Below are 21,266 nucleotides of genomic sequence, written 5' to 3'. Positions count from 1 at the left end.
ATTAGGACACCCTCCATACCGAATCAACAAACCATCCTTTGCTGTCTTCAATATTTGCGATCAGCTGAAATCCTGCTAAGGATGCCATACGCTGTATTTCCTCAGGAGCATATTTCTGAGAAATTTCCATGTCAATCAATTCATTTTCCTTAAAAAATATGGAATCACCCTTAATATGGACGTGTTGATTGGTTAGGCTGACCAAGAAACTGCGGCAGGCTCCAGAAATTGGATCGTAGGACTGATAATGCTGAAAATATTGGGTATCGAAATCAGCTTCAAGTTCACTGTTGATGCGATTCAATAAATTGATATTGAAGGCCGACGTGATTCCGGCTTTATCATTGTAAGCAGAAAGAATGGTGTGTGGATTCTTTTTGAGATCGAAACCGATTATAATCATATCACCGGGGCTTAGTTTACGGCGCACTTCGGCACAAAAAAGCTGGGCTTCGTCCATATCCATATTACCTATATTACCGCCTAAAAATAATACTACTTTTCGCCGTGTGGAAATTTTCATCGCTTGGTCAAGCATTTCAAAGTACTCTCCCTCAAGCGGTACAATGTCTAAATTTGGGATGTCACGATCTAATTTTTCGACTAATAACGAAAGAATATTGCCCGATATATCGATAGGCATATAGGAGTATGAGGTGTGATTTGCGCTGAGATGTTGTAATAGATGACTTGATTTAAGGGCATCACCTGCACCGAGTTCTATCAGGTCGAAATCGGATTCATCAGTAGTGATTAAATCCGCTAGCTCAAAGGTTTTTGTGCGGAATATTTCGAGCTCGCAGTCGGTCAGGTAATATTCGGGCATATGCATGATATCCTGGAAAAGTCGATCGCCAATGGGATCATAAAAATACTTTGAATATAATTTCTTTGGATAAGTATTTAAACCTTCTATCACGTCCTTGTGAAAAATCCCTTCATACTTTTCGATCTCAGGTACAGCACTATTTACCGGTAGAACATTATTTAATTGTAAACTCATAACTCTATGGTTTTTGCGGTCTTTTATTACAGCAATATAACAGGCAAAATGAGCGAATAGTTTCAGAATAATCCAATCTGTTGAAATATTCGATCTGTAACGACAAGAGAAGAACATGAGAAGAGTAGAACGTCAGGACTACACAGCACAGTCATTGGCTGAAAGAATTCCGTTCTTTAAAAAATATTAACAAAGTAACTTTCTGAACCACACTAAAGATTATCCTTCCGACATTTTTAGTTAAAACAACGAAGTCTGCGCCGTATCACTTCCCAATGGTGGCAATCCTTATACAGGATCGGATATTTGGGAAAGGTAATGGCCTGCACGTTTTCCAGATAGTCATAATTGTAATCCAATTGACGACGCTCGTTCCGCAATTGCGGAAAGGTATTTTTGATAATCTCAATATCGGTATGGAGGCTAATATCCCAGCACCTAATGGTATCCTTTTTTGTTTGGCTTTGATACGAATATACGCAATTTGTACTGTAAATACGGATTGCCCTACGACAAGAAAATGACTGCTTTTTAGTTCGGACCGGATCTGATTACCGAAGGATCTCGATAGCAAATACTTTCTTTTTGGTCTGCCCATCGGTAATGGTAGCCACTACCCGACCGTATGCTAAGGAGAATAGGATATCGATCGGATTTTTGCGCTGAAACCTGGTCTTGGTACGCAGGTAATTGACAATATTTTTTTCATACAGCTTGAGCATACGCTTATCCCAGTTCTCCTCCTTGATGCGATTGAGAAAAATACGATAGCCTGATCCTGTTTCCAACAAACTTTCGATCTTATCGGCATCCTGCGGCAGCTGCAACGCTCTCCCCTCCTTTGCCCCCAGTTGATGGGCATGCTGATCGGCAGCTTCCTTATCATCATACGGCGTGAGCAGAAAACCTGTCTTTTCCTTAACATCAGGCCACTCAAAGCGCTGCAGCACAAAGTCGACATAGCCCGACTCGACGAGCTCACGAAACGAACTTTTGGTAACTTGTTCAAAGGGATTGTACAGCATAGGGCTAAGATAGGATTTAATCAGTAAACTCTTTCTTGTTCTTTCGGATGTAGTCAACCTGAATTTTCTGCAAGTTTTCAACGTCATTAAGTTTGTAAAATTCCTCGTCAAATTTGTTTAACGGATTATTCTCATAAGATTTACTAAAACCTTCTACCGTACCATCCTGTGCTTCGGTTATTTTCGATTTCTCCTTTTCAAAAGTGCTGTTTGCTCGCTCGGTCAGATCAGCAAATTTAGTAGCGCCAACTAATTTCAACGCTTCTGGCAGCGCAGCAGCAAATTGACCGCTTGAATTAAAATAAAACTGGTTATAACCACCATTATTTACTTCTGCTTCTAATCGGCTGATCATATAAATTGCTTGTCTAGATTTGTTCCAAGACAAGACGATTTCATATTCTTTATCATATGTCGCAGATAACTTACGAAAGAGGTTATCATAAACGACTTCCAATAACATGTCATCCGATGTCGTATCAATAATTTGCTCGGTTAATGGAGTCTGAATTGATGGCTTGTTATTATTTTGCTTCGTACGTTCAGAACAGCCAAACAAATTTAAAATCATTATTATAATTCCAATGGTAATAATCGGTGTTCGCATTGATTTTATCATCTTTAAATCTTTTTATTACTCAAATATAATCATTGATTTGCCATACTTTCGTGTTTTATGTATCTTGCAAAAGGATGGCTGCTACTGAGGCTCGGTCTTTTTTCACTTTTATCAAACCAAGCTCTTTAAAGAATTGTCCATCTGTTGTCGATCGTTACGTATCAGTTCAGATTGATTGATTTAATTGTATGGTCAGGTTTTTAGGCCTGGCCATTTTAAACGTATTTTCCGGTCCTAAATGGATCTGTCTATAATTTAGTTAAGGGGCTAATCGAAAGGTTAGTCCTTTTTTTGGAAAATAATGAACTATTCTATCAAAATTATGTTCTTCACCAGGTTAAGTTAGTTTGTTTTAGTAGTTATAAAGGTCGGGGATTCATGTCACCGGCCTTTTTTTATTTTTTGTAAACCACCTACGATAAATTTGAGAGGAAAAATCACTAAAATAGCTTTGCAAGTATACCTTCAAAGGTGACCAAAATATTTTCGCCATATTTCTGCTGTGCTTTTGCACCTAAGAAGTTCTTTTTCAATACTGTTTTTTCGGAAACGATTATCTGCATGTTATAGGATATTGCAAAATATGCATACAACTTAAAATTTGACTCTTCCACCGGAGTTGCGTAACCGGTAACACCTATACCAAAATCAGCATTGAACAAGTGTGATGCCTGCAGCGCCATATCTTCTGCGATCTGAGACGACACGCAATCACTTTCTCTGGCCTCATCCTCGTCTATTCCCAATAAATTTACTTTCTCTTCAAGCGTGTAAGCTGTAATCCCACCTTTAAAATTAACTGCAGCATTTTCGATCTGGGACAGCATAAACTGAAGCTGTCCAGCTGTTACACTTTCGGCCGTTGCGACAGTCTTACGATCAAGTAGCTTGCCAATACGTTGAATTACTTCCTTATCGAGTTCCATCTTATACTTATTAATTTAAAACTATAGCCTTAGCAGACCTTTTATCTACACGGAATCTTAAATCCATTATTGACCGTAAGCATTTATTGTAGCAGTTTATTTTGAAAGGCGAACCGCACTAGATCAGCTGTATTTTTTGTTTTTGTTTTATCAATCAGCTGCTGCCGGTGCCCCTCAACTGTTCGTTTGCTCAGAAATATCTGATCTGCTATTTCAGCGTTCGTAAAACCACGTGAAATCAGTTCCAAAACCGTTAATTCCCTTTCAGAAATATCGTAGCGATGGAAAATAGCTTCTTTATCGATATAAATAGGACTATTTAGCTGAAAATGATCGAGGAGGGATAGACCTATTTCCATTGAAATATATCTTTTACCCTGTAATATGTTGAATATACCTTGAACAAGTTCGTCATAATCCGAATTTTTCGATAAAAAGCCAACTGCCCCCGCCCTAAATGCTTCAGCCACGGTATTGTTATCCTCGATCATTGATAAAACAGCAACGTCAATTTCAGGATATTTGGCCTTCACTTTATGGATTAATGTAATGCCACTCATCTCTTCCATTTTGAGATCCGTAATTATAAGATCAGGTGTCTCGCTTTTATCTAAGAATTCTAGCGCCTGAACTCCATTTCCAGCCTCCCCAATAATGGAGAGCTGCTTATGTGACTCCAATATTAGCCTAAAGCCGTTCCTTACCAATGTGTGATCGTCAACAAGTAATATTTTATACATCGTAGTAGAGAAAATCGTGTGTTATATATATTTCAGAACAATTAGCCTGCCATTTTTACATAACCAGAAAGTTTTAAATCTATATTTTAAAATTTGTAATAATTACTTATAAGCCCAGGTATTATTACCTTCCATGAAATATATAGTGCAATTTCTCGTATAAACATTTCCTTCTATTTTTTATAAAAGGTTTCCATCGCACTTAAAATTGGATTATGAACTTTCGATGCATTTAGATCCTCATTGCTCAAACTTAATCTCCGCAGTTAATACTCTTCATCAGACTATTACAGTGATTTCAAGTATTAAATGACTTATATTGCGTAGTTTATCAGTTAACGAAACCGATCCCAAGAAGGTTCACTTTATATATTTATTAAAAGATGAAAAAAAAACAAATTACGCAGGATCGGTATCAAGGTATACTTATCGTTGCATTCGCAATTGTCGCACAACAGGGCCCCGAGGATCTTCCGAACGATGTGCCAGATAATCCTGAAGAGGAATTATCAGAGAATGAATCCGATGAAACTCTAGAAATGCCCGATCAGGATGATTTAGGCATCGACGGAGAACTAGGAAACGAAGAAGAAAATGAATTTCCTGAAATTGACGAACAGGAAGAAGACGAAAGAGAGTTAGATAACAATGGAAGCATTTAAAATTGAACTCACAGGCCCGAGCTGCATCAATATGTGCTTAAGTACTGGAACTTTTATTTTGGACATCTATTCCATGATAATTTTTGAGATCTGCTGACAACTCAATTTACCCTGCGAGACTACCTTTTTTTCTTCAACCATGACTGTTTGACGACTTTGTTTGGGGGCTGTTTTCTTACAAATATTTTTTAGGCGAAACCGCACGGGTTTGGATATTGTTATCTCTTAAAGATTTATAAAGTGTGGAAAGTTTGACATTCGAAGCTTTTCAATAGCACGAATTACAAACAATAAAAAATATTACTATGTCATTATTTTCAAACGATTTGAGCAAAGAGCCTGTATTTGACGGCATTGGTTACGAACCTTCTTTTTTTTCAAGAAAGACGATGGTTACGACCAAGACAAATTACAGTAAAAAAAAGTACAGTGATAGCAATAAGGACACCCGAAAAAAGATTCTGGTGCTCTGCACAGAAGAACGGTATATGACCATGAAAAATGGAAAGAAGTTTTCAACAGGCAATCATCCGGTCGAAACACTGGTTCCGATTCTTCATTTCGAACAGGCTGGATTTGATGTTGACTTCTACACACCAACAGGTGCTCCTGTAAAATTTGAGATGTGGGCTATGCCGTATGAAGATGAAAACATCGGTAAAATCCTCGACAAGTATAATACGCAATTTTCAAACCCGCACAATCTGAGAGATTTTATAGCTGACACGAATAAAGGATATGTTGATTACGTTGCCGTTTTTATCCCAGGTGGGCATGGCGCAATGCTCGGACTACCTGAAAATAATGATGTCAAAGAACTTATCAAATGGGTAGTAGCGGAAGATAAATATCTATTGGCAATCTGCCATGGTCCCGCAGCGCTCTTAAGCGTAGCAGATTGCGGAGACGCTGATTTTCCTTTTAAGGGATATAAGATTAATTCGTTTCCTGATGAAATGGATAAGACTTTGCCAGAAAGTGGATACCAGCCCGGCGAGATGCCCTGGTTTTATGGCGAAAAACTCAAACAGCTTGGGATCGAAATCTTGAATAAAAAAATTGCCGGCGATTGTCACGTTGACAGAAAATTAATTACTGCAGATAGTCCGTTAGCGGCTGATAAATTCGGGAAACTCTGCGCAGATGAACTTCTCGCCGATGAAAAATCAAAAGTGGAAAATGGATAGGCGATTTTTTTTCAAATAAAAGGTCTATATTCTGTTTTGAAAGCACATGTGTCAAATATGCAAAATCCTCCCTTGAACTTTTGCTTCTTGATAATCACTTTATTTCCATATGCTACAGATGGCTTGGCAAGCTCCAAACCTATTCCGGCTGTACCGCCAGAAATAATAACTGAGTTGTTTTTGTGTTCATATTCTTATTTTTTGAGATTAATTTTACTAATGATCAGCTGCTGCGACCACAATTTTTTTATTACTTTTCCGCATGGAGAAAAATAACAGCAGAGGTAGAGATAGTGCAAATGCCGCCCCGATGAAAAGATAAGCGTCGATATAACTTAACATGAAAACCTGTTTTTGCACAATCATATCCATTAGGCCGATGGCCCGATGCTGCGCATCACCATGCCCAAAACCTTTAGTTTGAAAGAGAGCTGTATACTTATTCAGTCTTTCTACCACTGAATTATTTGTGTAGGTGATGTTTGAAACTAAACCTGACCTGTGCTGGGCCATTCTTCTGACAATAAACGTATTGATGATAGAAATACCAAAAGACCCGCCCAGCTGTCTCATCATATTATTTATGGCTGTTCCCTGCGGTATATCTTCGGATCTTAATGACGAAATTGCAAGTGTAGAAAGGGGAACCGTCAGCAAAGCCATTCCCAGTGCCCTGAAAATCAAATTAACTGATATTGTCGTGAACGGGACTTCTAAAGTTACCCTGGACATCGACCAATTGAAATAGATGAAACAACAGAAGCCGATGAATACAACTAATGCAGGTGGTACACCTTTCTGTAGCGCACGCCCTGTAATTATCAGCGCAAACACGGCTATAATAGATCCAGGAAGGAGCATTAAACCAGCCATTGATGGGGTAAACTGTAAAAGCCGCTGAGCAAATACAGGGGTCAGATAAATGGAAGTAAACATCCCCATACCGGTAATAAAAGTGAGCAACGCAGAAATACTTAATGAAGGAGATCTTAAAATAGATAATTTCACCACAGGCTGTGCTGTGGTAAGTTCCCTGTAAACAAAAAGAAGAAGTGAAAAAAATGCAATAACTGCAAGTATGATGATATACCGGGTTTCAAACCAATCTTCTGTTTCCCCACGTTCAAGAATGGTCTGTAAAGAACCAATTCCTACGATCAATAATAAGATTCCTGCCCAGTCTATTTCTTTGACCTTTTTTCTGGTTGGCGACTCCGGAAGAATCCGATAACAGATAATAGCCGTAATGATGCCAATAGGAATATTAATATAAAAAATCCATTCCCAGGAAAAGTTATCAATTATGTGTCCACCAAGTGTTGGCCCGATCGTCGGTCCGATAAAAACACCGATACCAAACAGGGCACTCGCAATATTTTGTTTTTCTTTTGGAAAGCATTCGTAGACCACCGTCGCAGAGACAGAGAGCAATGCCCCTCCGCCGATACCCTGAAAAAAGCGGAAAGCCACCAGCTCCCATATACCTGAGGCGTTGCCACACATAAAAGAACATAATGTAAACAGTACAAGGGATCCGATATAGTAGTTTCTTCGCCCCAGATTATTCACAAGAAAACCCGTCATCGGAATAATGATAACGTTTGCGATGCCGTAAGAAGTCACCACCCAAGAAGTATCTTCCAATGTTGCCCCCAAGCTTCCGCTCATATGATTGATTGCCACATTGACAATAGACGTATCAATCAATTCCATGATAGCCGCTGATATAACGGTGATGATCAAGAGTATTCGATTCATTTTTTTATTTATAATTATTTAAACATTTATATACCAAATGGTATATAAATGTTTAAATAAAATCATTAATATAGTTAAGGTTGTTTCTGTATTGTTGCCCCGGCTGTTGTTTCCGAATCCAAGTTAGCCCATCAACTTGTAGATGGGCAGATATATTAGTAAACATATTCCAACTTTAAATTCCTCCATGTGCCTCGATCGTTAATTCTAAGAGATTGTTCATAAATTATTATCGTATTATTTTGTGGCCATACAAAGTTGAAGCATCATTTATGCATTTATTGATTCGGTTGAACACAATCGAGATGTTACCCTGAAATACTGCAACTGCCGATTCATTCCGCTCGGAAAAATTACCGTATATCGGTCCTTTAGTCAGTTTAGTCACTTTCTGAATATCAGTTAATGCCGTATTTTCATATCCTTTAATATGGAATACCTGTGCTGATCTCTGAATGATAATTTCTCTTGTTTTTTCTGCTTTTGGCATCTTGACAATTACTATTGACAAAAACTTTAATCGTGTACAAATATATAAAAATATAATACCGTTCGGTATATTATTTCACAATTTTATTGATTTGTTACATATTAAAGACTCCACATTTGAGGCATTATCCAAATAATCTTTTTTTAAAAAAAGACCGGTCGTTCTATTTTTTTAATTAACTTTGTTCTGGGCAAGAATTATCACTGATGAAAACTCAAAAATCCGAAAATACCAAACAGCTTATCATAGAGAAAACTTCGACCGTTTTTAATGTGAAAGGCTATGCGGGTACATCCATAAAAGATGTAATGAGCGCCACTGGTCTTTCGAAAGGTTGCGTTTATGGTAATTTTGAGAATAAGGATGAGATTGCATTAAGCGTATTTGACTATAATTTTGCTAAGGTAACGCAGCATATGAAAGAACGTATTTTAGCAACTAAAGATTCACTTGAAAGGTTGTTGGTTTATCCTCATACCTACAAGAACTATTTTAGGTACCCTTATTTGCAGGCAGGATGCCCTATTTTAAATACTGCCACGGAGGCTGATGATACACATCCGGCACTGCAGAAACGCGTACAAAAAGCCCTGGCATTTTGGAAAACATCTATCGAAAATCAAATCAAACGCGGCATAGATAGAAATGAAATAAAAGCAGATACCGACCCTACCGAAATTGCTGTAGTGATGATCTCGATGATCGAAGGTGCTTTTATGCAGGCAAAGGTCAACAAGCATATGACAGAGCTTAATATAGCAATGTCCTATTTAGAGAGAATGATCAGGAATCTGAAAGCATAATTTTTTTTTGCTTATGAAAAGACCGATCGGTTTATTTCATAAATATTATGCTAAAAAACGAATAGAATATCATTAAAACTAAATTACCATTTAAAGTTATGCCAACACAAATCAGGCTCGCAACAACCGGAGATTATCCAGGAATCATGGAAATCTGGGAATCCGCTGTAAGAGCAACTCACGACTTTTTGCTTGAGGAAGATCTTTCCTTCTTTAAACGAGCTATTCCAAAGGATTATCTCCCTAACCTCGAGGTATTTATCCTTACTGAAAATGGGAAATCTATCGGATTTTCATCGGTATCAGAAGGAAACCTCGAAATGCTTTTTATTCACAATGACTACCGTAGCAAAGGATATGGAAAGCATCTATTTCAATTTATGGATGAAACGCAAGGCATTACAAAGGTTGATGTTAATGAGCAAAATTATCAGGCTAGAGGATTTTATGAAAAATTAGGGTTCAGAGAAGCAGGGAGATCCGAAAAAGATGGCTCTGGTAAAGATTATCCGATTATTCATATGCTAAGATGAAATGGTCATAATTATGACAACACTATAATTATTAATAATAAAATATATAAAAATGATTGAAGGATTATATGAGACACACATTCAAGTAAGCAACTTGGAAAACGCAGTGCAATTCTATACTCAAATATTGGGACTTGAGTTTGCGCACTATGATGAAACCCGGCCGATTGCGTTTCTTTGGATCGGAGAAAATAAAAAGGCCATGCTCGGACTTTGGGAACAACAAGGAGATCTCCATAAAACACATTTTGCATTCAGCTGTTCCAAAGATTTTATTTTAAATAATGCAAATACTTTTTTAGATAAAAACGGATTAAAAGCCTATAATTTTCTCAAAGATGGAAGCAATGAACCAATGGTTTTTGCCTGGATGCCCGCACTTGCTCTTTATTTTGACGATCCGGACGGAAATCAACTCGAATTTATCCATATTCTAAAAGGTAAATGTCAGCCAGAACTTGGCGTACTTAGCTACAAAGAATGGCAAAAAATCAATTCACTTTAATAGATTAGATACCATATGAATGAAGAAGACGATTATTTGGAAATAAACAGGGAATCTTGGAATACCAGCACAGAAGCTCATATCCATTCTGATTTTTATGACCTGGATGTCTCAAAAAAGAATCTTGTAGATACGGAGCAATAAAATTTTATATTGTCCTTAAATTAAAATAAGCTATTTCTTCAAATTATATGTTTTTCAGGTTAATAATTCTTTATCTGTCATTTCTTCCATTTGCTGTTCATGCTCAAAATAAGTATGTATTTTTTTTGCATAATAAATTTTTGGAAGAAAATCCGTTAAATGCACATCATCCTAAATACGGACCAGCGGCATATACAGCTATTTTAGAAAAACTTCAATCTAAAAATTCTGTCATACTATCTGAAAAAAGAAAGGTCGGCACTAATCCCAAGAAATATGCAAAAAAAATGATTCTTAAAATTGACAGCTTACACAGCGATGGAGTTCCTTATGACCATATTTCAATTGTTGGAACGTCTCAGGGAGGTTATATAGCTCAATATATCTCCTATTATGCCAAAAATCCAGCGTTGAAATTTGTTTTTATTGGCTCAAGCTTTAAAAATGATTCGATGAATAAAGATCAAAAGCTCAGGCTCTACGGGAAGATTTTATCGATTAATGAAAAAACCGATGTTGACGCTGAGTTATTATCAAGGCAACTTAGATTTAAAAATTCTGATTTAAAATCTTTTAAAGAAATTACTCTCAACACAGGTATGGAACACGGTTTTCTATTCAGGGCATTAGACGAGTGGATAATACCTGCCAAAGAATGGATAAGCAGTAATAACCTATAAATTTATAGTAATGAAAGAAGTAAAGCCACAATCATTTGTCAGATGGTTCGATCGACAATTTGATTCAAACACAGGCTCGGAATATTTTGACGAATTTCTAAAACTCCTTGAAGATTTTCCGGCTGTTTTAAATCAAGTGCTGAAAAGTTGTCCTACAGAAGTTTCAACCCGCAAAATGGGAGATAAATGGTCTGTCAATGAGAATATAGGACATTTAATCCTTTTAGAAGATCTATGGCGAATCCGTTTTAGAGATATAATGAAAGGAAAACCGGATATGTCCACTGCCGATTTAAGCAATACAGCAACTGATCAATCTTCTTTCAACAAAATGGTGGTTGAAGAGCTTATTAACGATCTAGTCAGCGAAAGAGAAAAAACAATTGTAATGCTTCAGAAATTGAGTGAAGAAGATTTATTGAAGACAAGTATGCATCCGAGGTTACAACAACCCATGAATATCATTGACCTGATGCATTTTGTTGCAGAGCATGATTTGCACCATTTGCACACCATCAAGTCAATAATAGGAACCATGTAAAACAATATAATTTTTTATTAAAAAAAAGACTGACTGGTTTATTTATATAAATACAATAATTCCGTATATGGCAAAACTATCAATACTAGATTACCTAAATAAATTGATAAAAAGTGAAATTACCGGCGATATGCATACGCATATGCATTACCCGACACCAATATCAAAAACATTGGGCATAAACATTATAGAGGCTGGTTTAGGTACAGCGACCGTTCAGATCAATACTACAAAAGAACTGCACAGTAACCAACAGGGAACCATTCACGGAGGACTGCTTTGCGAATTGGCTGACGCAGCCATCGGAACCGCACATTCGACTCTTATTCAGGAAGGCGAAACTTTTACATCCGTAGAATTGAAAATCAATTTTTACCGGCCAGTTTTCGAGGATATACTTACTGCCAAAGCATCGCCTTTGCATAATGGAAAAAACTTAAATCATTACCGATGCGATATTTTTCGCAGTGATGGCAAAACAGCAGCTATGGTAACGAGTACAGTCATGACTTTAAGAGGTGATAAAGCGAAAGGACGGTAATGCAGTTCTTATTATACAACAACATTATATACAGAAATATTCATGAATAAAACGGTCTTTAAAAGCCCTGAAGCAAAAAACAAAATTATCCGGGCTTACGACGATGCAATAACAAATTCGTCATTGAATTTGAAAGCCAATGTCTTGAAAACAACTTTTGGTGGCACCCATTTTTTGGAGGCAGGAAGTCAACACCAAGAAATCGTCATCTTACTGCATGGCGCGTCTTCTAATGCAACGTCATGGTTATCCGACATAGCCGAATATTCAAAACAATATAAAGTCATAGCAATAGACATTATCGGAGAGGCAGGAAAGAGTGCAGAAACCAGACCTTCTTATGAAACAATAGATTTCGCAGAATGGCTAAAAGAGATTTTCGACAGCCTCAATATCAACAAGGCAAATATAGTCGGATTATCGCAAGGAGGATGGTTGTCATTGCGATTTGCAACAAGTTATCCTGAATTAGTTGACCGGCTGATTTTGCTGACGCCTGCAGGAATAATTCCTACCAAAACAACATTTATCATAAAAGCCATCCTCTATTCCCTTTTGGGAACAACTGGACGTATCAGGATCAATAGACTGGTCTTGGGAAGCCAGCGTGTAGATAATAAGATTATTTCATTTATGGATTTAATACAAACCAATTTTAATGCGAGAATAGAAAAAGAATACATTTTTTCAGATGACGAACTCAGTCGTTTGACTATGCCAGTGTTATTCATCGGCGGAGAGCAGGATGTAATACGCTCTACCCAGAAAATTGCCAGGAGATTGCAAAATATTGTGACAGACTTTACCATAATAGTCATCCCGGAAATGGGACATGTCTTGACTGGATTGGTACCACGAATATTCCCTTTTTTAAACAAAACAAAACACTAATTAATTGCACTACTCTGATGAATACGCAAATAAACTAAAGTCATCTCAAGATTCCATTTGATAACCTGGAAATCTATATCCTTTCCGATGGATTTCGCTATCCATCGAATGGGCGGAAACTGTTGATAAAACCAACGATTGGATCGTTGAGCCATCTGTTGTTCTTTCATTTCCATTATTCCTCAGAGGAAAAATACCTTAAAGAATTGGATACAAATCAACAAGGTATACTTAATGCTTTCCTTACGATTGCAAATTCTTTAGAAGAATCTGGATAGATACATTAAAAAGAGCACTTATTATCACTATTTTTCATATTTTGTCTTTAACTTCAATTTAAACAAGAAATTATGACCAAGTTCCTATTCGTTCTCATTTTCACCTTTTTGGCAATCAGCAATAATTATGGCCAAAACATTCGTTTAAAATTTAAAGTCTATGCGGATACCTTACCAGCATATAGTTACGTATTAATTAATAATGATGTCTTTAAAACGGAAGTTAAAAGTGGAACTTGCGAGTTTGTAATAAACAAGATTCTTGATAAAGGTCATTTCAATTTTGCGCAACTAGCCCTATCAGACAGTGTATTCACAAACCGAGAGGATTTCTCCAGTTTTTTCCGTAGACACCAGATTTTCCCACCAAACTTCTTGTATTCTTTTATTATTGATTCCAATGATCTAACGATGGATATAAATATAAACACACATCAATTAAAAGTATATGGAAGCGATTTGAACAAACAATTTACTGAATTTGAAACCACAGCAAAAACGCTCGATTTAACCAATATTCCAGTTTTAGAGGAACAGATTAAGGGTGATAACAATAGAATGACCGAATTCCTGAAAATTTTTACAAAATATTCGGCAAATAAGCTCAGCGAAGAGCATCTCACATTTCTATTGGAATACCCTAGCTTATCTTTTTACAATTCTAGTACTGTATTCCAACATAAAGATTCGATTTATCAGCTCATTCAGCTGCTGAAGAAAGAAAACTCTCCATATTTTGACAGTGAACGGGTTTTAAAAAAATATCAGGATATGGTTACATTATATAAACCAAAAGAAAATGTACCTGTCCCCAATTTTACCATAATAAACTCGCGTGGAGAAAAAAAATATATCAGGGAACTTTACGATAGTACTGAATACCTAGTTATTGATTTTTGGGGTACATGGTGCGGCCCCTGTATAGCTCAGCACCCTGAGCTACAGCGCATCGTGAATGAATATAAGGATAATGGAAAATTTAAATTTTTAGGCATAGCTGTTAATGACAAATTTACAACATGGAAGCAGTATTTGGAAAAACATCCTTATACCTATGAAAACTACATTTTTGAGAACAGAGATTACCCCAACCTTCAAAAGGAATTGGGTATATATTCATTTCCACGCTATGTCATCGTTAATACAAAGGAAAACAGGGTTGTCCGATCCAATTTTAAAATTGATCAACTTCGTGACATATTAAATACGTTGTAACTATACTATGGTATCCGCCTGACGAACTATAGGTCAGTTGGTTTCTTGAAGTTGTGCACGTGAAGGTATTTTATATTTTTAAGGTCTCTTGATGATATTTGCTTTCATATCTTCATGCTTTTATAAGTTTTCATTAACACAAATATCGATTGTAGTACTAAGATCTATTCCCTAAAACTAATAAAATAACACACTCTCCTTATCCGGCCCTTCACTGCGCGATGCTCGAAGAGTCCGCTCATGAGAGTTCTTGCGGATTAAAGAGAATACAAATTAAAATGGTGCTGCTTAAATATGGTGCTGCTCTCGTCGATTTCCTTTTCGCTATACCAGCCTATTCTTTTTTCTACTAGTCAACTTCATTGATGTTGCTCACTTTTACAGCAGGCATCGTCTTGAAAATGTCCTGCATGTACTTTCGATGATTGGCCCCAGCTAGGACTACAACTCTTTTCGCCCCTACTACCTTAGCCCTGTTGACAACATTATGGCACATGCCCTCATTTCTCATAATCCACCAATGTATTTTTGACAGCATTTCTTCTTTGGGAAATCCATTCATATTATATAGAACAGGCAAGTAAAAATCTCCCGAGGCGGAAATCTCCGCGGCCTCATCCGTATTCAACCATTCCGTTACCCTATTTGAAGACTCTTCGACATGAGCATATTTCTCAAAACCCTTGTTAATAGCTATCAAGGCTGATTTTAACTGATTTTTAGAGGAATCGGCCATATCTTTCCTGAACAAGACAAATTTCGCGTCAAATGCTCCCCACGATGCTTGCCAATTCAGATCATAGTCCTGGCAATCCATAGCCATCAGTTCCTCGATGCCTAGCTCCTGCATCATCGGGAAGGCGATATAGGCATACTCAGAAGTTTTTAGCCTTCTCATACTTCGTCCAGTGGTATCTGCCCCAGGGCTAAGCAATTTTTCGATATCATGTTCTATTTCAGCATTAGGTTGATGCCGCAGGAAATTATAAACTTGCCAAAATTGATAATGCCCATTTGCCACATCTTGATCAAGATAATAGGCATGCGCTAAATCGACTTTTACACGATAATCATTGGGTTGCTGATTGGATCGTTTCTTCAAGCTGTCAATAGTATGCTGCAGTAATACCTCTTTTATAGGTCGATTGCTCTTAAGTTTGTTTAGCCGGTTTATATTCGGTTGTTTGCACCAATAATCCATCAGCAACCGCTCGTCTTCGCTACTCAGGAACTCGCCAAAAAAGGCGTCAGGCTTAAATTTTCTAATTTTATGATGGATGCTGGAAAAATCCTGGGTAGGATATTTACTATAATCATGGGAAACACCGATTAATAAAACCTCAATATCCTGTGCTTTTGCGTTGATCGAGATTAAGAAAAATAAATAAAAGATATACTTCATATTTTGTGCCTTCTTGTTTCGTTATTGGATGTTTCCTTATTCAGCTACACACTTGGCATTACCGTTTACAAATTAGCTTACAAGCACTTATGCCATCTACAGGATTAAAAATACAAATAAATACGTAGAGTTTAACCGCATCTGCCTATAATCCTTTTTTACCCGCTAACCAGTAGCCGTGTAAAAAAAAATGGCCATTGGTTTTTTGTTTAATGACTTTTCTAAGCAGCTGAGCCGATTTGGCGTTACCCGTCAACACGAAGTTAGCTTCTTGCCAATCCGGGGTATTGACCATTAGTAGCTTGCTTATCCACTGGATTAATCGTGGTTTTTGCTACGAAATGGCAGAGCGATGTTTACCTCCGCTCGGTAAACATCGCTAGCAAATTATCAAGTCCGTCTTCAGCGTGCAATATTTCAGTGTTTTGCAACGTATCTTTTGTTACTGCTGCCGCCCTTGCCCGCATTTGTTTTTCGTAATTTGAAATTGCAGTCTGAATATCCGGAAAATGGTCGCATGTCAGATTCTCGGCCAATTCAAAAGCATCCTGCATCGCCTGGTTTACACCCTCACCGGCATATGGCGGCATACGATGAGCTGCGTCACCAAGCATGGTCAAGTTTGATAATGTTGTCCAAGTCTGGTCTAACGGAAAGTGGTATTGTGGTCGCGGCATAAACCAAATTTCATTACTTGCAAAAAGTTCATGCCATTTTTCGCTCCAGTAGGAGAACGCGACTTTAAACCAATCAAAAACCTGTTGCTTGTTATTAAAGTCAATGCCACTTTCCTGCGTCCAATTTTCGGTAACTTTACAACCGGTATAAAACGATAAACTGCCCTCTCCTTTTGCACTTAAAATAATGGATTGTCCGTTTCCAAGCGCAAAGACTTTTCCGCCTTTTGTTATTTCCCAAAGTTTCGGTGTGTTTTTTTCGGCCTCGTAGATATTCCCTTCAACAATTGTAACGCCAGAATAAATCGGCTTAATATCGGTTAGGTAAGGGCGAATTTTTGAGTTTGCACCGTCGGCTGCAATGACAAGGTCAGCGTAAAAAGATTTTCCGTTTTTGAAATGCAGCAGCCAGCCATGATCCTGTTTTACCATTGAAATAAACTGACTGTCCCAAACAATGGTATCTTCATGCAGTGCGTTTATTAAAATATCACGCAAAGGGGCACGATCAATTTCAGGGCGATCTTCCTGATCCTTATCTTGAAGCTCGTGCTCATCCATTTTGATAATGGCCTGCTCGTCCAACACCCTTAAACGTCCCGCGTCGGGTCGAAAACTAGCTTTAAATTCGTTCATCAAATTTGCTCTTCGAAGAGCTTCCAAACCACTTTCTTCGTGCAGATCCAGTGTGGCTCCCTGCTGGCGAACTTCTTTATTGCTATCACGTTCATATACGGTTACATTTACTCCTTTTAATTGTAAGAGTTTGGCTAATGTGAGTCCGCCAGGACCACCGCCAACAACTGCAACTTTCTTGTCTTGTAATTTCATATCCAGTAAAATTTATTTTTTTTGACTGAACAAAATTACGTGGGCCTGAGCGTTGAAAATTGTATAAAACGCTCATTTTGGTTCTTCAACAGTTCTTTTGGTGAAACACCAGCAAGTTTCTTGACTTCTTTAATAAAATGGGATTGATCGGCAAAGTTTTGTTGTGGAAACAATTTGCCTTCTTTGATATGCTGAAAGGAAGCACGGAAGCGGATAATATTGCAATATGCTTTTGCCGTAAGTCCAAACTGCTGATCGAAATAACGGTTGATTTGTTGCCGACTCCAAAACGATTGCGCGGCAAGTTCTTTAATTGTAATCGCCCCGTTTGATGCATAAATGAGGTCGAACAGTGTCCGTTTCCTGTTGTCAACTTCAAGCGGCAAAAGCGACTGTATTTTATTTGTCGCTTTCGCACAGAACGAATCAAAGTTATTCAGGTCGTCGGCACTAAAGTTCCAAAAATTGGGAGGCAAGAGAGTTGCCCTATCCACCAAGTTGACGATGTTGGTCTGAAAAACAGATTGGACTGCAAGCGGGTTAAAACTGATGGCGTAAGTCTGTCGCAAAGGCGCAATGATAGCCTTCCCCGGCTGAGTTTGGATACCCAAAAGCGTCACGTGGAAAGACTCTGTTGCAGATTGCGTGAAAAATAGATCAACTCTTCCGTCTGGCAATACTACAACCTCTCTATTACAATCCGATTGGTTTTGTAAAAGCCAAAAGCTTTCAACAAAATCCGCTAACGACTTGTCAGGTTTTATTGCTTGGTATTTTAATTCATTTTCCATTGTTTTAGTCCGTTTATAAGCCATAACCTTCCTCTCAAAATTTATTACGGCACATCAGGTTAAAAGTCCCACACCTCCAATCAAAATTAAGGATTATTATATAATCAAATATGAAATAGATCAAACACTAAGCCTATTCGGATGAGGGTAGCGGCGATCCTTGTTTTTCAATGACAAATGCTTTAAGCTCTGCCATTTTTCCATCTTCGAATCGCCAAATGTCGCAATAATCGAAATGATCATATTTTCCGTCCTTATTTCTCAACCGAATTTCTCCGGTCACCATAACAAAATCACCTTCCTCAATAGATTTTTCCACATCAAAAACCGGCGGTTCCTGATAGAACTCTTTCAAATAAGCGCGAACTTCTTCTTTCCCATGGAGAATACGCTCACCTATAAAAACCCATTTCGTCTCTGCAGTACAATAAGCTAAGAAGCTTTCATAATCTCCTTTGGCAATAAATTCATTGGCTGTGTGTAAAATCGTTATATTTTTCATTTTCAGCTAGTTGTTTTGAATCATCAATTTTTGTCGGTCCACACGTTTTAAATGTTATAGTGATCAGTATGATACGCCGCTACGTTCATAAAACCACTCAGGGGAACAAGTTGTTTTAAACGATGAAATAAGATATATTCAATGCTATGACGAACTACAGAGATCAGCATTTAAGTAACTACTTCTCTTTCCTAAAAACAAATATCGCGCAAATCGCTGCCAGTAAAAGGCACCCGCCGAACACCTGGAATGCGCTTTCCAGACCGATATTGATAATCAGGCTCAGTAAAAGGCTCCCAAGGCCATAACCCGAGAAAAGAAAGAATGCAAAAAGTCCTGTCGCCGCTCCTTTTTGCGCACTGAATGTGGTGACAATAGCAGCAAACAAAGGATGCGAGAGGTCAAATCCGAGTGAAAGTAAAGCCACTAAAACACAGGATGCTGCAAGATTTAGATTTTGGCTGAGCAGCAATACGGTAAGTGCCCCCAAAAATAAACCTAAAGGTATTATTCTCTGTCTTCCATAGTGGTCCGCAAGCTTTCCGAGTAGTGGACCTAATAATAGGCCCGGAATACCATACCCCAACAAGGCTAGCCCAATCTGTAATTCGTCGAGGCCATAGTTTCTATAGAAAAAATAAGCCAGCCAGGCAAAAATACCACCATGGAACATCCCGTTAAACAAAACATAGAAATAGGTATGCCTAGCTCTTCCGCTCGACAGGATATTACAGAAGACGAGGAAAATGTTCTCCTTAACTCCACGGATCATCTCATTTGCTTTAAATATGTCCTTTTGATACATGACAATCAGCAACAAAATAAGCAGCGCGATGCTCGCGACGCCAATAAAAAGCCATTGCCAACCGACTAGCGATGTGATCAAAGCGCCTGCGCTGGATCCGAAAGCTGTGCCACCTGCCATGTTACCAAAGAATATCCCAAGCGCGTGCCCCCGTTTTTCGTACGGGTACCGATCGCTGATCCAGCTAATGGTTGTGGGGGCAATACCGGCGGCACCGATGCCGGTCAGCAAACGAAGGAAAATCATCTGGTTAATTCCATGGGCGTAAGCGGTCAGTAATGTCAATACAGAAAAGATGACTAGGCACAGCGTAATTATCCGGAACCTGCCAAAGCGATCACTTAGAGGCGCATATACCAATGTAAACAATCCATAGCCGAGCAGGTAAGATGGTTCAATAAAACTCACATGCCGGGTAGTCGTACCAAACTGTTCGGATAGCAGTGGAAGCAATGGCGCGACCATGAATCCCTGAAAAAAAACAATGAAAGTTGCCAAAGAAAGAATATAAACCGGGAACATAGATACGTCTGTGGCCGTTCTGTCATTTGTAATTAATTTGTACATTTCTATTATTTGTTAAATGATACAAATTTCAAGAATGTTCGCCGCAGAAGACTTATACGGATTGAGGCGATAATTGGACTTTTTATCGATTTAAATAGTAAGTGGACTTTTCATAAGTTGCAAAGCGTCTTGACGGTATGCTGTAGGAGTTAGACCCGTCATCTTTTTAAAAAACCGGTTAAAATAATTTGCTTCATTAAATTGTAATAGATCAGCTATTTCTGACACCTGCAGATCGGTGTGTGTTAAAAGACTTTTTGCTTCCAGCACTAGCTTTTCATTAATATGAAACAACGCCGTGCGCCCGGTATATTTTTTTACTAAAAAATTCAAATGGCTAGCTGTGAGATTCAGTTCATCTGCGATTTTTCGAACCGTTGGCCTTCCTTCTTTTCGTATATCGGGGGCGTCAATAGCATAAGCATCGAGCACTTTTCTAAACTTGACCATCAGGGAGGCCTGTTTTAACTGAAAAGGAGTTTTTACCTCCTTATCTTTATAATACAGACGACGGATTTGGATAAGCAATACCTTTAATAAAGTTTGCATCATTTCAAAATTATCCTCCTGTCCCGATTTCATTTCAAGAAGCAGCGTTTCGGCTGTATGCGATACCTTGTCCATATCTTGCTGCGAAAGCCTCAGAAGTGAATTGGCCCCACGCATAAAAAATGGGTAATCTTTTTCAAATTTGGGTTTTAGAGGGTCTATTCCAGCAAATTCGGACGTAAAACAAATGAGATAGCCATAAATCGTTTCCTCACGCTGCCAGCTTTCCATTTTACCGGGATATGCGAAGTAAATACTGTTAGCTGAAGTATAGATGGTTTCGTCAGGAAGCAGGAATCTGGGCCCCTGTGTCTTGCAGATTAAAATACGAAAAAAATTACCTCGGAAAAGCGGCATGAAAAGCAATTTGCCTTTTGCCTGGTCTTCAATCCGCATGACGTTAAATAAATCATTCACCGCTGTGCCAATCCTAAAAGTATCGAAAAATTGACTAATGGTATCGAGCCATGGAATTAAAGCCTGTGTCTTTTTGTTTTTCATGCATTAAAGAAATCTATCAAATTTAGCCAATAGCGCGCTATAAAATAAAGGAATTATCAACTTTGACTTAGCGACAAGTTTAAACCTCGTTAACCCGAAT

At 38.1% G+C, this 21,266-nt stretch carries 25 protein-coding genes; 11 read left to right on the top strand and 14 right to left on the bottom strand.

The window, feature by feature from the left end:
* Position 1: 1 nt before the first annotated feature.
* The 5 genes from K2F45_RS11085 to K2F45_RS11065 all read right to left on the bottom strand — a co-directional run bounded on the left by K2F45_RS11085 (position 2) and on the right by K2F45_RS11065 (position 4,313).
* A complete protein-coding gene (locus tag K2F45_RS11085; RefSeq protein WP_075992229.1) occupies positions 2–1,003 on the bottom strand; it encodes an L-histidine N(alpha)-methyltransferase in 1,002 nt (333 codons plus the stop codon).
* A 551-nt stretch (positions 1,004–1,554) separates the two neighbouring features.
* Positions 1,555–2,028, bottom strand: coding sequence for a hypothetical protein (locus tag K2F45_RS11080; protein WP_248933567.1), 474 nt, complete (start codon positions 2,026–2,028; stop codon positions 1,555–1,557).
* Between the two features lie 16 nt (positions 2,029–2,044).
* Positions 2,045–2,647 (bottom strand): DMP19 family protein, encoded by a 603-nt coding sequence (locus K2F45_RS11075; protein WP_248933566.1) that lies wholly within the window; start codon positions 2,645–2,647, stop codon positions 2,045–2,047.
* A 440-nt stretch (positions 2,648–3,087) separates the two neighbouring features.
* The gene (locus K2F45_RS11070; protein ID WP_248933565.1) at positions 3,088–3,573 is read right to left on the bottom strand and encodes a CinA family protein; all 486 of its coding nucleotides are present in this window, start codon (positions 3,571–3,573) and stop codon (positions 3,088–3,090) included.
* Positions 3,574–3,656: 83 nt separating this feature from the next.
* Positions 3,657–4,313: a response regulator transcription factor gene (locus K2F45_RS11065; RefSeq protein ID WP_075992216.1), complete on the bottom strand. Its 657-nt coding sequence runs from the start codon at positions 4,311–4,313 to the stop codon at positions 3,657–3,659.
* Positions 4,314–4,696: 383 nt separating this feature from the next.
* Here K2F45_RS11065 and K2F45_RS11060 point away from each other — a divergent pair, with 383 nt between their 5' ends.
* The gene (locus tag K2F45_RS11060; protein WP_248933564.1) at positions 4,697–4,975 is read left to right on the top strand and encodes a hypothetical protein; all 279 of its coding nucleotides are present in this window, start codon (positions 4,697–4,699) and stop codon (positions 4,973–4,975) included.
* Positions 4,976–5,280: 305 nt separating this feature from the next.
* Complete coding sequence (locus tag K2F45_RS11055; protein WP_145330396.1) at positions 5,281–6,162, top strand: DJ-1/PfpI family protein; 882 nt, start codon at positions 5,281–5,283, stop codon at positions 6,160–6,162.
* Positions 6,163–6,378: 216 nt separating this feature from the next.
* Here K2F45_RS11055 and K2F45_RS11050 read toward each other — a convergent pair whose 3' ends face one another.
* Together K2F45_RS11050 and K2F45_RS11045 are read right to left on the bottom strand one after the other, a co-directional pair.
* A complete protein-coding gene (locus tag K2F45_RS11050; RefSeq protein WP_248933563.1) occupies positions 6,379–7,920 on the bottom strand; it encodes a DHA2 family efflux MFS transporter permease subunit in 1,542 nt (513 codons plus the stop codon).
* Between the two features lie 229 nt (positions 7,921–8,149).
* Complete coding sequence (locus tag K2F45_RS11045) at positions 8,150–8,410, bottom strand: hypothetical protein (protein ID WP_088161260.1); 261 nt, start codon at positions 8,408–8,410, stop codon at positions 8,150–8,152.
* Between the two features lie 206 nt (positions 8,411–8,616).
* Between K2F45_RS11045 and K2F45_RS11040 the strand changes: the two genes are divergently transcribed.
* The 8 genes from K2F45_RS11040 to K2F45_RS11010 all read left to right on the top strand — a co-directional run bounded on the left by K2F45_RS11040 (position 8,617) and on the right by K2F45_RS11010 (position 13,048).
* Entirely contained in the window at positions 8,617–9,213 is a 597-nt protein-coding gene (locus K2F45_RS11040; RefSeq protein WP_201668677.1) for a TetR/AcrR family transcriptional regulator, read from the top strand.
* Positions 9,214–9,311: 98 nt separating this feature from the next.
* The gene (locus tag K2F45_RS11035) at positions 9,312–9,746 is read left to right on the top strand and encodes a GNAT family N-acetyltransferase (protein ID WP_248933562.1); all 435 of its coding nucleotides are present in this window, start codon (positions 9,312–9,314) and stop codon (positions 9,744–9,746) included.
* A 52-nt stretch (positions 9,747–9,798) separates the two neighbouring features.
* Entirely contained in the window at positions 9,799–10,251 is a 453-nt protein-coding gene (locus tag K2F45_RS11030) for a VOC family protein (protein WP_145330392.1), read from the top strand.
* A gap of 15 nt (positions 10,252–10,266) precedes the next feature.
* Positions 10,267–10,395, top strand: coding sequence for a hypothetical protein (locus K2F45_RS27360; RefSeq protein ID WP_276521452.1), 129 nt, complete (start codon positions 10,267–10,269; stop codon positions 10,393–10,395).
* Positions 10,396–10,535: 140 nt separating this feature from the next.
* Positions 10,536–11,075: a hypothetical protein gene (locus tag K2F45_RS11025; protein ID WP_248933561.1), complete on the top strand. Its 540-nt coding sequence runs from the start codon at positions 10,536–10,538 to the stop codon at positions 11,073–11,075.
* 10 nt (positions 11,076–11,085) lie between these two features.
* A complete protein-coding gene (locus K2F45_RS11020) occupies positions 11,086–11,616 on the top strand; it encodes a DinB family protein (RefSeq protein WP_075992208.1) in 531 nt (176 codons plus the stop codon).
* Positions 11,617–11,683: 67 nt separating this feature from the next.
* The gene (locus tag K2F45_RS11015) at positions 11,684–12,157 is read left to right on the top strand and encodes a PaaI family thioesterase (RefSeq protein ID WP_075992207.1); all 474 of its coding nucleotides are present in this window, start codon (positions 11,684–11,686) and stop codon (positions 12,155–12,157) included.
* Positions 12,158–12,199: 42 nt separating this feature from the next.
* Positions 12,200–13,048, top strand: a complete 849-nt coding sequence (locus K2F45_RS11010; RefSeq protein ID WP_145330388.1) for an alpha/beta fold hydrolase — start codon at positions 12,200–12,202, stop codon at positions 13,046–13,048.
* Here K2F45_RS11010 and K2F45_RS11005 read toward each other — a convergent pair.
* Positions 13,045–13,218, bottom strand: coding sequence for a hypothetical protein (locus tag K2F45_RS11005; RefSeq protein ID WP_157626040.1), 174 nt, complete (start codon positions 13,216–13,218; stop codon positions 13,045–13,047). The two genes, K2F45_RS11010 and K2F45_RS11005, sit on opposite strands and share 4 nt — an antisense overlap.
* Positions 13,219–13,398: 180 nt before the next feature.
* Here K2F45_RS11005 and K2F45_RS11000 point away from each other — a divergent pair, with 180 nt between their 5' ends.
* Positions 13,399–14,541, top strand: a complete 1,143-nt coding sequence (locus tag K2F45_RS11000) for a TlpA family protein disulfide reductase (RefSeq protein WP_075992204.1) — start codon at positions 13,399–13,401, stop codon at positions 14,539–14,541.
* A 349-nt stretch (positions 14,542–14,890) separates the two neighbouring features.
* On the opposite strand, the gene K2F45_RS10995 is transcribed toward K2F45_RS11000, so the two are convergent.
* From K2F45_RS10995 to K2F45_RS10970, 6 genes are all read right to left on the bottom strand, one after another.
* A complete protein-coding gene (locus tag K2F45_RS10995; RefSeq protein ID WP_088161254.1) occupies positions 14,891–15,943 on the bottom strand; it encodes a DUF5694 domain-containing protein in 1,053 nt (350 codons plus the stop codon).
* Positions 15,944–16,299: 356 nt separating this feature from the next.
* Positions 16,300–17,451 carry an FAD-dependent oxidoreductase gene (locus K2F45_RS10990; RefSeq protein ID WP_248933560.1) on the bottom strand — a complete coding sequence of 384 codons (1,152 nt, stop codon included), beginning with the start codon at positions 17,449–17,451 and terminating at the stop codon, positions 16,300–16,302.
* Positions 17,452–17,486: 35 nt separating this feature from the next.
* On the bottom strand, positions 17,487–18,242 hold the full coding sequence (locus K2F45_RS10985; protein ID WP_075994746.1) for a helix-turn-helix domain-containing protein: 756 nt from the start codon (positions 18,240–18,242) through the stop codon (positions 17,487–17,489).
* A gap of 133 nt (positions 18,243–18,375) precedes the next feature.
* Positions 18,376–18,744, bottom strand: a complete 369-nt coding sequence (locus K2F45_RS10980) for a nuclear transport factor 2 family protein (RefSeq protein WP_248933559.1) — start codon at positions 18,742–18,744, stop codon at positions 18,376–18,378.
* A gap of 178 nt (positions 18,745–18,922) precedes the next feature.
* Positions 18,923–20,116 (bottom strand): MFS transporter, encoded by a 1,194-nt coding sequence (locus K2F45_RS10975; protein WP_075992199.1) that lies wholly within the window; start codon positions 20,114–20,116, stop codon positions 18,923–18,925.
* Positions 20,117–20,206: 90 nt separating this feature from the next.
* Positions 20,207–21,166: a helix-turn-helix domain-containing protein gene (locus tag K2F45_RS10970; RefSeq protein WP_145330374.1), complete on the bottom strand. Its 960-nt coding sequence runs from the start codon at positions 21,164–21,166 to the stop codon at positions 20,207–20,209.
* Positions 21,167–21,266 lie beyond the last annotated feature (100 nt).

Source organism: Sphingobacterium siyangense, from assembly GCF_023277505.1.
Classification (GTDB): Bacteria; Bacteroidota; Bacteroidia; order Sphingobacteriales; family Sphingobacteriaceae; genus Sphingobacterium; species Sphingobacterium siyangense.
This window is presented reverse-complemented; position numbering and strand designations above follow the sequence as displayed.